Origin of the sequence: Nocardia sp. NPDC051030, from assembly GCF_040683015.1 — a bacterium.
In the GTDB taxonomy this organism is placed as follows: domain Bacteria; phylum Actinomycetota; class Actinomycetes; order Mycobacteriales; family Mycobacteriaceae; genus Nocardia.
Genome location: NZ_JBFBCD010000004.1, coordinates 782,070 through 797,994, shown reverse-complemented (window position 1 = coordinate 797,994; position 15,925 = coordinate 782,070). Strand labels below are relative to the sequence as shown.

Annotated in this window: 11 protein-coding genes; 6 read left to right on the top strand and 5 right to left on the bottom strand. The window is 68.2% G+C overall.

The genetic code is table 11. The features are described 5' to 3' along the window. The first annotated feature begins 9 nt into the window (after positions 1 to 9). The gene (locus AB0N05_RS17285) at positions 10 to 1,182 is read left to right on the top strand and encodes a thiolase family protein (RefSeq protein ID WP_364694330.1); all 1,173 of its coding nucleotides are present in this window, start codon (positions 10 to 12) and stop codon (positions 1,180 to 1,182) included. Between the two features lie 121 nt (positions 1,183 to 1,303). Here the strand turns inward: AB0N05_RS17285 and AB0N05_RS17280 are convergent, their stop codons facing one another. After that, positions 1,304 to 3,052, bottom strand: a complete 1,749-nt coding sequence (locus tag AB0N05_RS17280) for an NTP transferase domain-containing protein (protein ID WP_364694327.1) — start codon at positions 3,050 to 3,052, stop codon at positions 1,304 to 1,306. A 324-nt stretch (positions 3,053 to 3,376) separates the two neighbouring features. Here AB0N05_RS17280 and AB0N05_RS17275 point away from each other — a divergent pair, with 324 nt between their 5' ends. Then, the gene (locus tag AB0N05_RS17275) at positions 3,377 to 4,186 is read left to right on the top strand and encodes a helix-turn-helix transcriptional regulator (protein ID WP_364694324.1); all 810 of its coding nucleotides are present in this window, start codon (positions 3,377 to 3,379) and stop codon (positions 4,184 to 4,186) included. Here the strand turns inward: AB0N05_RS17275 and AB0N05_RS17270 are convergent. Further along, positions 4,157 to 4,963, bottom strand: a complete 807-nt coding sequence (locus tag AB0N05_RS17270) for an alpha/beta hydrolase (RefSeq protein WP_364694321.1) — start codon at positions 4,961 to 4,963, stop codon at positions 4,157 to 4,159. The genes AB0N05_RS17275 and AB0N05_RS17270 overlap by 30 nt on opposite strands. A gap of 220 nt (positions 4,964 to 5,183) precedes the next feature. Here AB0N05_RS17270 and AB0N05_RS17265 point away from each other — a divergent pair, with 220 nt between their 5' ends. Then, entirely contained in the window at positions 5,184 to 5,621 is a 438-nt protein-coding gene (locus AB0N05_RS17265) for a hypothetical protein (RefSeq protein ID WP_364694319.1), read from the top strand. A gap of 62 nt (positions 5,622 to 5,683) precedes the next feature. Then, positions 5,684 to 5,968, top strand: a complete 285-nt coding sequence (locus AB0N05_RS17260; RefSeq protein ID WP_364694316.1) for a WhiB family transcriptional regulator — start codon at positions 5,684 to 5,686, stop codon at positions 5,966 to 5,968. A gap of 68 nt (positions 5,969 to 6,036) precedes the next feature. Here AB0N05_RS17260 and AB0N05_RS17255 read toward each other — a convergent pair whose 3' ends face one another. The 3 genes from AB0N05_RS17255 to AB0N05_RS17245 form a co-directional block, all read right to left on the bottom strand. After that, complete coding sequence (locus tag AB0N05_RS17255) at positions 6,037 to 6,777, bottom strand: VOC family protein (RefSeq protein ID WP_364694313.1); 741 nt, start codon at positions 6,775 to 6,777, stop codon at positions 6,037 to 6,039. Between the two features lie 108 nt (positions 6,778 to 6,885). Next, positions 6,886 to 7,179: an MGMT family protein gene (locus AB0N05_RS17250; RefSeq protein ID WP_364694310.1), complete on the bottom strand. Its 294-nt coding sequence runs from the start codon at positions 7,177 to 7,179 to the stop codon at positions 6,886 to 6,888. Positions 7,180 to 7,191: 12 nt separating this feature from the next. Next, positions 7,192 to 7,977 (bottom strand): alpha/beta hydrolase, encoded by a 786-nt coding sequence (locus AB0N05_RS17245; RefSeq protein WP_364694643.1) that lies wholly within the window; start codon positions 7,975 to 7,977, stop codon positions 7,192 to 7,194. Positions 7,978 to 8,084: 107 nt separating this feature from the next. Between AB0N05_RS17245 and AB0N05_RS17240 the strand changes: the two genes are divergently transcribed. Both AB0N05_RS17240 and AB0N05_RS17235 read left to right on the top strand, forming a co-directional pair. Next, on the top strand, positions 8,085 to 11,762 hold the full coding sequence (locus AB0N05_RS17240) for an ATP-dependent DNA helicase (RefSeq protein WP_364694640.1): 3,678 nt from the start codon (positions 8,085 to 8,087) through the stop codon (positions 11,760 to 11,762). Continuing rightward, positions 11,759 to 15,634 (top strand): UvrD-helicase domain-containing protein, encoded by a 3,876-nt coding sequence (locus tag AB0N05_RS17235; protein ID WP_364694307.1) that lies wholly within the window; start codon positions 11,759 to 11,761, stop codon positions 15,632 to 15,634. The genes AB0N05_RS17240 and AB0N05_RS17235 overlap by 4 nt, the downstream gene beginning before the upstream one ends. Positions 15,635 to 15,925: the final 291 nt, after the last annotated feature.

Here is a 15,925-nt window from a genome sequence, read left to right as displayed (position 1 = left end):
GCTCGTGTGATGCGGGATGCGGTGATCGTGGCGGCCGTGCGCACCCCGATCGGGCGCGGTAAACCGGGCGGGGTGCTCGAGGGTCTGCACCCGGTCGACATGATGGCGCACAGTCTGCGGGCCATCGTGGACCGCACCGGCATCGATCCGGCGTTGATCGACGAGGTGATCGGCGGTGTCGTCAGCCAGGTCGGCGAGCAGGCCACCAATGTGACCCGCCGCGCCGCGCTGGCGGCAGGCTTCCCGGAATCGGTGCCCGCCACCACCATCGACCGGCAGTGCAGCGCCAGCCAGCAGGCGCTGCGCTTCGCCGCGCACGCGGTCATCGCCGGTGACTGCGAGGTGGTGGTGGCCACCGGCGTCGAATCGGTGAGCCGCATCCCGATGGGAACGAGCCTCCTGGATGCCGACAATCTCACCGGCGCGGCTTTCCTGGAACGCTATCCGCAGGGTGTGCCGTGGCAGGGCATCAGCGCCGAACTCATTACGTCGCGTTGGGGATTGAGCCGCGCGCAACTCGACGATTACGCCTTCGAGAGCCATCAGCGCGCGGCCGACGCCACCAAGAACGGGCTGTTCGAGGCCGAGCTCACCGACCCGATCGCGGGCGTGGCCATCGACGAGGGCATTCGCTACAACGTCGACCGGAACGCCCTGGCAAATCTGCCGCCCTCCTTCCGCAATGACGTAATCTCCCAACGCTTTCCGGAGATCGACTGGCACATCACCGCAGGCAATGCCAGCCAGCTCGGCGACGGCAGCGCCGCAGTACTGGTCACCACCAGCGAGAACGCCCGCCGCCTCGGCCTGACTCCCCTCGCTCGCATCCGCAGCCACATAGCGGTGGGCGACGACCCCTTCCTCATGCTCACCGCCGTAGTCCCCGCCACCGCGAAAGTCCTGCAGCAGACCGGCTTACAACTCTCGGACATCGACCTCATAGAAATCAACGAGGCCTACTCCAGCGTCGTCCTGGCCTGGGCCCAAGAAACCGAAGCCGACCTGGCCCGCGTAAACATCCACGGCGGCGCCATCTCCCTCGGCCACCCCCTCGGAGCCAGTGGCGTCCGAATCACCGCCACCCTGGTCCACGCCATGCGCGAACGCGGCGCCCGCTACGGCCTCCAAACCATGTGCGAATCCGGCGGCCAAGCCAACGCCATGCTCCTGGAAGCGTTGTAGATCAGTCGCGTAGTAGGAGCCAGCGGCGTCCGGATCAACCCGCCACCCTCGGACACGCCATGCGCGAACGTGATGCGCTACGACCTCCCCCTTCGGGGACTCGCGTCGACGTCTCGGTCGGTCAGCCCCGCAGCGGGAGGAATTCGACCAAGGCCCCGTCCTCGGCTTCGGCGGGGACTATGACCAGGCCGTCGCGATTGAGCAGGCCCGCAAGGTGATTGGTGCGGATGTGGACGTCGGCGGACCAACCGCCTTCGGGGACGACTCGGGCCGTGGCGACTCGGGGAGTGGAGCCGGAGACTTCGCCCGCATTGTGTAGGGGGCCGGTGATGGTGCGGGCAGGGACGGTGCCGGTGAGGCCTTCGACCAGGGCGGCGCCCAGGCTCATGAAGGTAGCTACGGCGGCGAAGGGATTGCCCGGGAGGCCGATGATGACTGTGCCGGAGGGGGATTGGGCCACCACCGTGGAACCGCCGGGGCGTAGGCGGAGGCCGCGGACCAGGATGCGGGCGTCGGAGCGGTCCAGGGCGGAGCGCAGTTGATCGGCCGCGCCGCCGCCGGTCGCACCGACTATGACCAGCAGGTCGCAATCCGTGGTGGTGGCGAGGACCTCGTCGAAGGCATTGCTGGTGTCGCGCAGATGCACGCGGTCCACGGTGTCGATTCCGTACCAGGACAATAGGTCCGGCAGGATCGGGCCGATGGAGTCCCGGGTCTGTCCGGCATGCAGTGGGCCCTCGCTGCGAATCTCATCGCCGGTCATGACGATTCGCGCCCGCACCGGACCACGCACCGCGACCGAGCTCACCTCGGCGCTGGCCGCGGTGGAGATGAGGGCGGCGGTCACCGGGGTGCCCGCCGGGGCCACCTCGTCGCCGGGATTCCAATCCTCGCCGCGCCGCCGGATATCGCTGCGAATCGGGGTGTCCGGCAACCGATGCAGCAGTCCGTCCTCGCCGATCTCCACGAATTCGTCCCGCATCACGGCGCTGGTGCCGTCGGGCACGTGCGCGCCGGTGGCAATACGCACCGCCTCCCGATGCAGCAGCCCCACCGGGCGCTGGCCCCCGGCGAAGCCGATATCGCGGCGAATCTGCCACGGCCCGTCACCGCTCACGGCGTAACCGTCCATGGCCGAGACGTCGAAGCGTGGCAGCGCATCCGCGGCGCGCAGCGGTTCGGCCAGCGCCGCCCCGCGTGCCGAGCGGATCGAGGTCCGGCGCGCCGGAATGCGGGAAATGCGGCGGCGCAGCGCCTCTCGTGCCTCATCCAGGGGCAGCCGGGCGGTGGCACGCTCGGCGATCGCGCGGGCATCGCTCACCTGCTCGGGAGTGTCGCAGTCATCGACACCGGCCAGTGGAACCATGGCCGTATCGATCGGCACGATCGCCTTCATCGGCCGATTCACCAGGGAATCCAGTCGATTCAGCGATTCCGACAGGGCGCTGCGCCGCCACACGCCGACCAGGTACTGCGGCCGCCCCGAAGCGTCCGCCGCGAACACCGCGTCACTACCGGATTCCTTGGTATGCGTAATCAGTTCGTCGATGGCCTGCGCGCTCAGGAACGGCATATCCGCCGCCAGCACCACGATCAGCCCGGCCGGAAACTCGCAGCCCGACAGCGCCTGGAGTCCGGCCGCGATGGCCGCCACCGGACCGGTTCCGGCCGGGATCTCCTGCGCCTGAAGGATTTCCGGCGGCAACTCGGGCCGGTGCGGCCCCACCACCACGGTCCGGTCGGCCGCCGCGACCGCGCCCAGCGCGGCCTCCAGCATGGATTGCCCGCCCACCACGATGGCGGGTTTGTCCACGCCGCCCATCCGGCTCGCCCGCCCACCGGCGAGCACGATCGCATCGATGGTCGTCACGAGGCGCAATCCGGCGCGATGCTGATCATGGCGAAGATGTTAGTGGTTCGTGGGTTCACACTCGAATGTGACGCTAGCTAAGCAATTGCTCATGACTTACACAATTCCTCATGCGTTGCAACACATGGGAGAAACGATCACGTTTTGAACTTACATGCACTCGCATATGGCAGTATCCGAAACTGGAACTGGTGGCGTACGTGGTGATTCACCGGTTTCCCCCTGGTGTCACGACGAGTCCCGTCGCTCGGTATCGGCGGGTCCCCGAGCGATGAAGGTTGGTTTGCTGAATGTTTGTGGAGAGGGAACACCATGGTGCTGCCCGTGCGGCCTGACCGGGACTCGGAGGAACTGCAGCCGCCCACTTTCGGCCTGCTGCTGCGTCGGCTGCGCGACGCCCGGGGCGTATCACGCGAACGTCTGGCGTTCAATGCGGGCGTCAGCGCCAGCTACATCAGCCATTTGGAGAAGGGCGATCGCGGCCACCCCACCCGCGAGGTCGTCGACGCATTGGTGCGATACCTGGATCGAATAGACCCGCTCTCCGCGGTCGAACGCCGACACCTGCTCGATCTGGCCGGGCTGGGCGTGAGCGAATTCCCGACCGTGGAGCAACTCCGCGCCGAACTCACCGAGGACATGCGCCGCGCACTGGATCTGCACGAGCCCAATCTCGCGGCCTACGTCGATACCCGCTGGAACGTGCTGGCCTGCAACAAAAGCTACGCCGACGCCTTTCCCGGCCTGGTCCGCGACGTCAATATCCTGCGCTGGCTGCTCGGCAATCCGAGGGCCAAACAAGTCGTCCTGGAGTGGGAGGAAGAGGTCCGCCTGACCGTGCACTGGTTGCGCGGATTGATCGCAGGCTCCGGCGATACCGCCTGGTCACAGGAATTCCTCGCCGAACTCGGCCGCTTCGATCTGTTCCGGGAAATGTGGGATGAGGGGGTCGCGGCATATGGCCGCCCCCGCGCGACCATGCACCTGCGCGACGCCGAATCCGACCATTGCCGCGCCATTGCGGTGCAGATGTTCAGCGTCTTCAGCGCGAGCTACCCGAATCAGATTCAAATCTTCCTCGGGCTACCTACGCTATGCCCGGAATCAGACGAGCACGGCGGCCTTTTGCATTAGCCGGATCAAAAGCGGTGCCACAACTTCCGGGTGCGTCCAGACCGCGCCGTGTCCCGCACCCGGAATGGTCACCACCCCATCCGCGCCGGACAATCCGGCGGCCATGGCCTCCGACTTCTGTGCGGTGCTGGCGCCGTCATGACTGCCGCGCACGATCAGCGCCGGGGCGGTGATCTCGGGTAGTCGATCCAGCATCGAACGCCGATCCATCAGGCACCGGGTCGCCGGTTCGATGGCCAGGCGATCCGAGGTGTACCAGCGGCTGGTCCAGGTCCGCCATAGTCGCGGATCGGTGCCGCCGATCAACTGCGGGGCCAATTCGGCGACCAGCGGGGCCATCGGCTCCGAACCGCACCAGCGCGCGAAGAAAGTGCGATAGAAGGCGAGTTCCGCGGGCGTGCAGGCATTCGCCTCGGTATCCATGAGCGCCAGACCCTGCACTCGCTCCGGCGCGAGTAATGCCATTCGCAGCGCGGTATAGCCGCCCTGGCTCATTCCGCCGACCACGGCCCTTTCCACGCCGATCGCATCCAGCACCGCGAAGGCGTCGGCGGCCATGTCCCAGTAACTGAATGGTTCGCCGTCCGGTGTCTGCGTGCGTCCGTGGCACCGGCCGTCGACGGTGACCAGATTTATCCCGGCTGCTGCCAGGGGTTCGCGGAGTGGTTCGAACATGGATTCGTCCATGAGAAACCCATGCGCGAGGAGCAATGTCGGGCCGGGGATGTCGCTGGTGACGAAATGGACTGTGGCGGAACCGGATCTCACATAAGGCATGGTCAGACCGTAAAGGGTGGTATTGGTCGCTTCCTAAGGTTTGCCCGATGGGTGCTGGACACTGTTCTGTGCGGTTCCTGATGGGTACCCACACTGGCCAGTGTCGGTACTGCTAGGGGTTTGCCGGAGATGTACTAACCCCTGGACAAAAAGACCGCGCGGCATTTCTAATCAGGCCGTAGCGCTTTGGGATAAAGCGCGCAAAACAGGGAGGAAATAAATGTTCGACATCACCACCGCGGCCCGGCGCAATGACTTCCGGATCGATCGCGGTGCGGGACTGCGCGAGTCTCTCGAAGGACTACTGCTGCACGATGGCGTCGGTCTCGATGCTCGTATGCGTCATGCCATCGCCGCCGTCGTGCATTTGGCCGTCGATACTCCGCTGGGACCGCCGGAGGATGCCGAGGAATTTCTCGGACGGCTCGACGCCGGTTGGCTCTTCGCCGCCTGGAATCAATCCGATACCGAACTCTCACTGCTCAATACCCTCGCCGGCGGCGATGTGCCCGCGCTGAGCTGGTGCGAACTCATGTTCACCACGGCGCTCGCGCCCTGGTCGTCCACCCCGGCCGCGGTGCACGCCCGCCGCATCTTCCTCACCGGCGAACAGTCCCGGCTGGCCTCCGTCGGCGACTGCGCGATGGGACACGCATAGCTCCAGCGCTATTGACGATTTCAACGAGCACAAGTACCGAAACGTTTGAAAGGGTGTACGAAGTGAAACTGCTATTCACGAATTTCGACGCGATGTTCGAATCCCTCACGCGCCCGGAGGGTTCGGAGTCCGAGGCATGGCATCTGCGCGCACTGTGCACCCAGACCGATCCGGAGGCGTTCTTCCCCGACAAGGGCGGCTCCACCCGCGAGGCCAAGCGCATCTGCTCCTCCTGCGAGGTGCGCAAGGAATGCCTGGACTACGCCCTCTCGCACGATCAGCGTTTCGGCATCTGGGGCGGGCTGTCGCCGCGGGAACGCCGCCGCCACGAACGCGGCGCGGCCTGACGGGCTCGCACTGGGGGCTCGCGATAGCCCTCCCGGTTCTGCTGATGCTGCGCGGGGAAGCGCCAGTGTCAGTCGGAATCCGCTTGTAGTAGGCAGAATTCATTGGTTTCCGGGTCGGCGAGCACCACCACCGGATCATTGGGCGGGGGAGTACCGGCCTTGACAGGGAAGGCGCCCGCGGCGCGCAGCCGCGCCGCCTCCTCGGCCGGATCGTCGGTGGGGAACGCGATCAGATCCAGATGCAACCGGCTGCGCTCGCACAGCGCCTCGGGCGTGCGCAGGAACTCCAGCCACGGTCCCTGTCCGGTCGCCGAACGAATTCCGGCATATCGGGCACTGTCATGGGTGACCGGCCACCCCGACGCCGTCGACCAGAACTCGGCCAGCCGCAATGGATCCTGGGTATCCATGACAATGGCCGCCACCGCGCCGGTATCCACATAATGCTCGCGCGGCTCCAGCACACAGAACTCATTGCCCTCGGGATCGGCCAGCACCGCCCACGGCACCGCCCCCTGGCCGATGTCCAGGACCCGCGCACCCAGCGCCAGCGCCCGATCCACCTGCATCTGCTGGTGATCCAGGGAACGACTGGACAGGTCCAGATGAATGCGATTCTTCGCCGACTTCGACTGGCGTGCGGGCAGGAACGTGAGCGCCACATCCAAGCCGTCCGGATCGGGTGCGGCGACATCGACCCCATCGGGCCGATCCACCGTCACCTCCCAGCCCAGGAGTTCAGACCAGAATCGAGCCACGACTCGAGGCTCGATCGCATCGAACACCACGCATGCCAGACGGGTGGACATGACTTCAACGGTAACCGCGCTCAGGGGTACCCCGTATCAGGTTTCGACTAACCGAATCCGCGTGTTGCCGCGGCATCACTCAAGTCGATCCGGCCGGGCGCGCGGCAATCAGAAGACGAATCGGGCCCGGCGCAGGTCCACGCGGCCGTCCACCATCGGGCAGCCCTCCGCGCGTAGCTCGTCGAGTTGCCTATGCGCCAAATGTGGTGCGGGCGTACCGTTTGCGCGCAGCACCCGATGCCACGGCAGATCGGCGGCATCGGTGCGCATGATCCAGCCGACGGTCCGGGGTGTAGACAAACCCGCGGCGGCCGCGATATCGCCGTAGGTGGCGACCCGGCCGGGCGGAATGGCGGCCACCAATTCCCGGACCCGCTCGATATCGGCATCGGAGGTGGGCATGGCTGAACTCTTTCAGAGCATGGTGCGGACGAGGGCGGCGGTCTGCTCGGGGCGGGCCTGCGCGACCATGTGATCGCAGTCGAATTCGTGCACTGTCAGATGATCGCCCAGATGCGCGGAGAGCGCGGCCCGGAACGCCGGAGTCACGAAGGGCGGATCCACCTTCATCGCCTGCACCAGAATCGTGGGCAGCTCGCGCGGGGGCAGCACGAAATCCCGGGCCAGCTGACCCCAATAGGCGATCATGGCCGCGAAGGTCAGCCGCCAGGCCATCCGGCCATCGGGGGTGGGGACCAGATGCTCGGCCAGTTCGTCCTCCAGCACCCGCGGATCCACCTCGGCCCACGCGGTTTCCACCTTGTCGAAGCGTGCCTGCTCGACGCTCGCGTAATCCGGGTTCTCCAGCATGGCGGCCGCGATCTGCAACATGAATTCCGGATCCAGCCCGATCGCCGGATCGAGCAGGATGAGCCCGCGCACCAGCTCCGGATGCCGCGCCGCCAGATGCACGCCCGCGCCCGCGCCGAACGAATGCCCGAGCAGTACCACCGGTTCGCTGGTTTCGGCGCGCAGCAGCTCCACCAGGTCGGTCACGATCGTTTCGAAATCCCACGGCGGCACGCCGGTCGACCTCCCGTGACCCCGCAGATCCGGCGCAATAATCCGGACACCGGGCAGATGCTGTTCGGCCAGCGCCTGCCAGCGCTTGCCGTGACCCGTCAGCCCATGGAGAGCCAGCACGACCTGACCGGTCGACGGACCGAAGCGATGAATATGAAGATCCGACACCCCGCCCATTCTGCTGCGTACGGGCGACATGAACAGCCTCTGAGCTGTGATCGGCAGCACGGCCAACCAGTGGCAAACGTAATCTGTCAGAGCGATCTGTTGAAATAGCCGACGTGATGCGATCGGATAGCTCGGTGCAATTGGTGCGCCGGCTCGACGCCGAAACTCCCGCCCGGGAGTGGGACGCCGCGATCCGGCCGCTCTTCGACGACCTCGGCGCAGACCCCGGATGGCAGCCGTGGCAGGTGCTCGGCGGGCCCGGAACCGGAAAGACCGCTCTGCTCGTCGAGCTGGCCGCCACCCGCATCCTGGCCGGGGCAGATCCCGAATCGGTGCTTGTGCTCACCTACTCCAAGCGCGCCGCCACCGCCGTCCGCAATGCCATCACCCTCCGCATTGCCGAGGCCGATCCGGCACTCGGTGGCGTGCCCGGGGCGACCCGGGGGCCGTTGGTCCGCACCATCCACTCCTACGCCTTCGGCCTGCTGCGTGGTTTCTCCGCCACCCACGGCAACCCGCCGCCCCGCCTGCTCACCGGCTCCGAACAAGACATCGTGGTCCGCGAAATGCTGCGGGGCGAAATCGCCGACGGCGCCCCCGACTGGCCCGAACGCCTGCACCCCGCCCTCCCCACCGCAGGCTTCGCCGAACAACTCCGCGACCTCATGCTCCGCGCCACCGAACGCGGCCTCGGCCCCGAGGACCTCATCGACCTCGGCCTCGCCCACCGCCACCCCGAATGGGTAGCCGCAGGCCGCTTCGCCGAACGCTACGAACAAATCATGATGCTCCGCTGGTCCGTAGGCATGGACGTCCCCGAAGCCAGCGCCCCCGCCCTCGACGCCGCCGAACTCGTAGGCGCAGCCCTCGACGCCTTCACCCTCGACGCCGATCTCCTTGCCACAGAACGCAACCGCCTCCAAACCCTCCTCATAGACGACGCCCAACACCTCGACCCTCACGCCGCTCAACTGATCCGCGCGATAGGCGGCGGCCCCGCCACCACAATCCTCGCCGCCGACCCAGACCAATCCATCTTCACCTTCCGAGGCGCAGACTCCCGCTTTGCCCTCGACCCCGACACCCCACCCGCCCGCCGAATCATCCTCCGCCACAACCACCGAAGCCCCCTCCCCATCCAGGAAGTGGCCGCCCGCATCACTTCTCGCCTCCCCGGGCTCGCCCCCCATCGCACCCCGCCCAACGACCTCCAAACCACCACCCCCACAACAGATTTCCTCCGTGAGATCGCGCCCCACCCCGGCGACCCGGCGGAGTTCCTGCGGGAATTCGAACCTGCCCCGGACGAACAGGACGACCGCGACGGCCTGACCGCCGCCGACCTGTTCCCCGATCGCGCCCAGTCGGAAGGTGAAGTGCGCGTTCAGGTTCTCACCACCCCGGCCAAGGAAGCCGCGCTCATCGCAGACCACCTGCGCCGAGCCCACCTCACTCACGGCGTCCCGTGGTCCCGCATGGCCGTCATCGTCCGCTCGGTCCCCCTCTCCCTTGCCCCTCTCCGCCGCGCCCTGCTCGCCGCCGGTGTCCCAGTCCGCCAGCCCCCCGCCGATGTGCCCCTGGCTCGCCGCCGAGGTGCCGCATGGATGCTGCTCGCCCTGCGCGCGGTCACCGCCGGAGACCCCACCGCAGTCCGCAACCCCCGCCCGATCCCCTTCACCGCCGACGACGCCCTCGACCTCCTCGCCGGTCCCCTCGGCGGTGCCGACCAGATCAGCCTCCGCCGCCTCCGCCGCGGCATCCGCCGCACCGTCCTGGAACTCGGCTACCCCGAACGCGTCCCGAGCGACGAAGACGGCGACGAACCCACCGCCCAGGGTGAATCCACTGTCCCCGGGCAGAATTCGGAAGCTGTTACGGGTAGCGGTGCCGCGTCCGTGATCGACGCAGGTGTGGCTGCAGCTGTTGCGGCTGCCGGGGGCAGTGCTGCGGCGGCTCGTGTGGTGGGGCGGTCCGGGGAGTGGCGGGGGGAAATCGGTGAGGATGGGGAGGGGTTCGATCGATTCGCGGATTTGGATCGGTCGTCGGCGGAGATTTTGCGGGATCTGCTGGTGGGGGCGGGGAATTGGGCGATTCTGGAGCGGCTTACCCCGGTGGAGGCCGCGCCACTGCGGCGAGTGTTGAAGGCGATCGGGCGGGCTCGGAAGTCGCGGCGGGAGGGCGGCGGGCTCGAGGATGTGATGTGGGCGGTGTGGACCGGGTCGAACCTCGAACGGAGGTGGGTGGGGCAGTCCGAGCGTGGGGGAGCGGTCGGGATGCAGGCCGATCGGGATCTTGACGCGGTGGTGGGGCTGTTCGAGGCGGCGGCTGCTTATGTGGATCGGCTGCCTCGGGCTACGGCCGAAGGGTTTGTGGAATATCTGGAGCAGCAGGAGATTCCGCAGGACAATGCGCCGGTCACCGATCCGGGGGAGGCGGTGACTATTTGCAGTGCGCATGCGGCGGCCGGGCGGGAGTGGGACACCGTTGCGGTGGCGGCTGTGCAGGAGGGGATTTGGCCTGATCTGCGGCCTCGCGGGACATTGCTGGGGGTTGAGGAGTTGGTGGATCTGCTTGCGGGCGTGGGAGGTACGGGGGAGCGGGTGAGCCGGGCCGCGCCATTGCTCGCGGAGGAGCGGCGGCTTTTGCTGGTGGCGTGTAGTCGGGCGCGGCGGTCACTGCTGGTGACTGCGGTCGAATCCGTCACGGGTGACCAGGATTTGGTGCCTTCGCGGTTCCTGGCCGAGCTCGACGCAGACGGTGAGGATGGTCAGCCCGGGCGGATTCCGCCGCCCGTGGATCCGGGGCGGGCGCTGGCCATGCATGCGCTCATTGCCGAATTGCGTGCCACCGCATGCGATCCCGAGACCACGCCGGAGCGACGTGCGCGGGCGGCCCGGCAGCTGGCGCGGCTGGCCAAGGCGGGAGTTCGCGGCGCGCACCCCGACGACTGGTACGGCACCGCCGAACTGTCCACCACCGACCCGCTGTGGGTGAGCGAGGACGGCTCCATCTCGCTGTCCCCCTCCACCGTGGAGCAGCTCAAGACCTGCCCCCTGCGCTGGGCCCTGGAACGCCACGGCGGCGGCGACGGCGAGAACCCGCACGCCCTCAAGGGCAATCTCGTACACACCCTGGTGCAGGCCCTGGCGGGTCAGGTCACCGAATCGCAGGTCAAGCTGGCGCTGGTCAAGGCATGGAAGAAGGTCGACCCCAGCGCCCGTGACGGCGAGAACTGGCATTCCCGCGCCGAGCTGCGCCGCACCGAAACCATGGTCGACACCTTCCTGGCCTGGCTGCGCAATACTCGCGACGAACTCACCGCCATCGGCGTCGAGGTCCCGGTGGATTGCGTACTGCCGCCGCGCAATCCGGGCGAGCATTCGGTGCGAATCAGCGGTCGGGTGGACCGGGTGGAGCGAGATCCGCTGGGCCGCTTCGTCATTGTCGATGTGAAGACCGGCAAGACGCCCATCTCCAAACAGGCCGCCGAGGAGCACGCCCAGCTCGCCACCTACCAGGTGGCCGCCGCCGCGGGCGCGCTCGGCGAGGGCGAACCCGGAGGCGCACGCCTGGTGTACGTCGCCAAGCCCAATGCCAAGGAGGGCGCGACCCAGCGCACCCAGCCGCCCCTCGACGCCGAGGGAATCGACCTCTGGCGCACGGTCATCCACGATGCCGCCGACTCCTCCAAGGGCCCCAGCTACCTGGCCATGCGCAATGACGGCTGCCGTCACTGCAAGGTCGCCGGTAGCTGCCCCGTGCAGGACACCGGGCGGCAGGTGACCGACGAGTGAATGCAGCATCGCGTAGCGATTCGGTGGGGGGCGGTGGTCGGGCGACGGGTGGGCTTACGCCGCGTCAACTCGCAGACGCGCTCGGCCTGCCGCCACCCACCGACGAACAGGCCGCCGTCATCTCCGCCCCGCCCGGCCCCACCCTGGTCGTGGCGGGCGCGGGCGCGGGCAAAACCGAGACCATGGCCGCCCGCGTGGTCTGGATGGTCGCCAATGGCCTGGTCGAACCAGAACAAGTGCTGGGCCTGACCTTCACCCGAAAAGCCGCCCAGCAGCTCACCACTCGCATCCGCACCCGCCTGGCGCGCCTCGCCGGTGCCCCCCTGCTGCGCGATATCGACCCCACCGGCCGTCTCCGCGCCCTCCTCACTGGCTCCGAACCCGAAATCAGCACCTACCACTCCTACGCGGGCCGCCTCCTCACCGAATACGGCCTCCTGCTCCCGGTGGAACCCACCGCCACCCTCCTCACCCAAACCCAGCTCTGGCAGCTCGCCTACCGAGTCGTCTCCACCTGGGACGGCGACCTCGACACCGACCGCAGCCCCGTAGGAGTCACCGAAGCAGTCCTGGCCATCTCGGGCCAACTCGCCGAACACCTCGTAGACCCCGCCCAATTGGCCACGGCCCACATCGAACTCGAACGCCTCGTAGACACCCTCCCCGCAGGCCCCAAACAAAAAGGCGGCCCCAAAAAAGCCCTCCTAGACCTCATCAAAGTCCAGCACGAGCGAACCGCCCTACTCCCCTTGGTAGACCGCCTGGCCCAAGAGCTCCGCCGCCGAGGCGCCCTGGATTTCGGCGCCCAAATGTCCCTCTCCGCCCGCCTGACCGCCCTCCACCCCGAGGTAGGCACCGCAGAACGAGACCGCTTCCGCCTAGTCCTCCTCGACGAATACCAAGACACCGGCCACTCCCAACGAATCCTCCTCTCCTCCCTCTTCGGCGCAGCCACACCGCCGACCTCCGCCGGAGGTTCGCCGCGGCCGGAGGTTGCTGGTCGCGGCTCTGATCGTGAGGGTGAGCAGTCATCGGATCGGGCGTCGGCCGCTGCGCCGACCTCCGCCGGAGGTTCGGGACGGCCGGAAGTCGATGGTCCCGGCTCTGATGGCGAGGGCGCGCAGTCACCCGATCGGTCGCAGGACGTGCGCGACTCCGAGGGGCGGCCGAGGCAGCGGCTGGCGGTTACCGCTGTGGGTGATCCTATGCAGTCGATCTACGGCTGGCGTGGAGCTTCGGCAGCCAACCTGCCGCGGTTCGCTACCGACTTCCCTTGGGCTCCAGGGGTTCCCGCGCCGGTTCTGCCGTTGCTGACCAGTTGGCGGAACCCGCCGGAGGCGCTGGATCTGGCGAATCTGGTCGCGGATCCGTTGCGGATCAAGGCCGCCCAGGGTGGCGGTGTGACCGTGGATGCACTGCGTCCCCGGCCGGATGCCACCGCTGGAGTGGTGGCCTTGGCATTGGCGGAAACCGTTGCTGAGGAACGGGATTGGCTGGCGGAACGGATCGCGGCGGAGTGGGAGGCGGCGGCCGACGCGGGAGAGGCCCCGCCCACGTCGGCGGTGCTGGTGCGGCGTAATGCGGATGCCGCGCCGCTGGCGGAGGCATTGCGGGAGCACGGGTTACCCGTGGAGATCGTCGGGCTGGGTGGGCTGCTGCATACCCCGGAAGTCGCGGATATCGTTGCCACGCTGCGGTTGATCGCGGATCCGTCGGCGGGTAGCGCGGCCATGCGCATTCTGACGGGTGCGCGCTGGCGCATCGGGGTGGCCGATATCGCGGCGCTGTCGCGGCGGGCGCGGGAGTTGTCGATCCGGCGGCCCGGCGGACAGAACGCGGAGATCACCGATACCGGCACGCTGGACGAGGCCTTGCGAGAGGTCGCACCGGAACCGTCGGAGCGGGCGGGATTGGGTGATGCCATCGCGGATCCCGGTGAGGCGGACCAGTATTCGGTGCCGGGCTTCGCGCGTATCGAGGCATTGGGCCAGGAATTGTCGGCACTCCGGGAACGTGCGGGGCAGCCGCTGCCGGAATTGGTCGCCGATGTGGAGCGCACCATCGGCGTCGGCGTGGAGACGCAGGCGCGGCGCGCGGTGGCCGCCGCGGGGCGCGAACACCTGGACGCCTTCTCCGATGTGGTGGCCGGTTACGCCGCCGATCACCGCTCCTCGCTGTCCGGTCTGCTCGACTTCCTTTCCGCCGCAGAGGAAGTCGAGAATGGCCTGGAACAAGGCGAGGTGGAGGTGGCGCACGACCGCGTCCAGATCCTCACCGTGCACGCCGCCAAGGGCCTGGAATGGGAGGTGGTCGCGGTCCCGCACGTGGTGGAGGGCACCTTCCCCTCCGGCACCGGAACCACCACGTGGATGGGCGCTCTCGCCGAACTCCCCACCCACCTGCGCGGCGACCGCGAACAGGACGATGCCACCGACGGCGTCCCCGTCCTCGACCTCGAGGACATCTACGACCGCGCCGACCTCGAACGCGCCCTCGACGAGCACAAGAAGGCCCTGGCCCGCCGCCGCCTCGACGAGGACCGCCGCCTGTTCTACGTGGCCCTGACCCGCACCGAGCGCGCCCTGTTCGTCTCGGCGCACTGGTGGGCGGAGACCGGCTCGAAACCCAAGGGCCCCTCCGACTTCCTGCTCGAGCTCAAGCAGGCAGCCGAGGTGCCGGGCTCCGCCCTGTCCCGTGGCGTCCGCATCGACCGCTGGGACGATCCGCCCGAGCCTGATACCGCCAACCCCTTCACCGACAACCCGCAAACCGCCTATTGGCCCCGCGACCCGCTCGGTTCCCGCCGCGAATTCGTCGAGGAGGGTGCGACTCTGGTCAAATCCGCACTCGTCGACCTGCACGCCGAATCCCGCCCCCGCCAGGCCGAATTCGACTTCGGCCCCGAATTCGGTGGCACCGAAGAGGAATCGGACCCCGACCCCGACGAGGACCCCGAGGGCTGGGCCACCGACGTGGACGCCCTGATCGCCGAGCACCTCGCCGCCGAACAGTCCGTCCGCGAGGTCGAGCTCCCCGGCCAGCTGGCCGCCACCGCCCTGGTCGACCTGCGCGCCGATCCCGCGAAACTAGCTGCCCGCCTGCGCCGCCCACTCCCATACCCGCCGAGCCCATTCACCCGCCGAGGCACGGCCTTCCACGCCTGGCTGCAACGCTGGTTCGCAGGCACCCGCCTGCTCGGCTTCGAAGAACTCCCCGGCGCGGAGGACAGCACCGACAAAGACGCCGACCTCATGCGCCTCCAAGAATCCTTCCTCGCCTCGCAATGGGCCGACCGCAACCCCATCGAGGTGGAAGTCTCCTTCGAAACCACCCTGGCAGGCACCGTAATCCGAGGCCGCATGGACGCCGTCTTCCGCAACCCCGACGACACCTACGTCGTCGTCGACTGGAAGACCGGCGCAGAACCCTCTGCCGCCGAGGAGGATTCGGTCTCCATCCAGTTGGCCGTCTACCGCCTCGCCTGGGCCCGCCTCGAAGCCACCCGCACAGGCCTCCCCGAATCTGACCTCCTGTCCCGTACCACCGCCGCCTTCCACTACGTCCGCACCGCCCGCACCATCTCCCCCGACCACCTCCCCGGCCCCGCCGAACTGGAACACCTCATCCACACCGCCGCCCCTACCCGCACACCCCCGGTCCCCCCGCCACCCGCCGACGACTACCCGCCCGACCCCGACGACCAGGGCCCACCAGAGCCGACCGACGTCGAGTCCCTGCGCTACCCCAATCCCGCTGCGCCGCAACCCGTCAACAATGCCGACCCGACCCGCGAACCCGTCGCCCCCGCACCTCCGCCGGACTTCGAGCCGCCCCCGGACCCCGAATCGCTCCCACCGGACCCGATTCGCTGAGGGCATCGGCGGAGTACCGCCTTTGAACCCCGAGTCGTCCCCCGCAGCACCACTGTCCTCCGGCGCAGCATCCAGGCCGACCGCGAATGCCGCTGCGCCGTATGACGACTTCCCGCCGCCGGATTTCGAGCCGCCGCCGGACCGGGAGTCGCTCCCGCCGGACTCGATTCGCTGAGCGCTTCGACGGAAGTGCCGAGGGGACTCGGTTCAGCCGCTTGGTCGGCGCGCGGGCGGGCGACAAGGCATTTGGGTGGTTCGGGCGGTACGCTCCGACCCTGTGCCGCAGCTAGC

Coding starts and splice junctions, on each gene's coding strand:
- AB0N05_RS17285 (WP_364694330.1), top strand. CDS start 10: ATGCGGGATGCGGTGATCGTGGCGGCCGTGCGCACCCCGATCGGGCGC.
- AB0N05_RS17250 (WP_364694310.1), bottom strand. CDS start 7,179: ATGCCCACCTCCGATGCCGATATCGAGCGGGTCCGGGAATTGGTGGCC.
- AB0N05_RS17270 (WP_364694321.1), bottom strand. CDS start 4,963: ATGCCTTATGTGAGATCCGGTTCCGCCACAGTCCATTTCGTCACCAGC.
- AB0N05_RS17245 (WP_364694643.1), bottom strand. CDS start 7,977: ATGGGCGGGGTGTCGGATCTTCATATTCATCGCTTCGGTCCGTCGACC.
- AB0N05_RS17255 (WP_364694313.1), bottom strand. CDS start 6,777: ATGTCCACCCGTCTGGCATGCGTGGTGTTCGATGCGATCGAGCCTCGA.
- AB0N05_RS17265 (WP_364694319.1), top strand. CDS start 5,184: ATGTTCGACATCACCACCGCGGCCCGGCGCAATGACTTCCGGATCGAT.
- AB0N05_RS17240 (WP_364694640.1), top strand. CDS start 8,085: ATGCGATCGGATAGCTCGGTGCAATTGGTGCGCCGGCTCGACGCCGAA.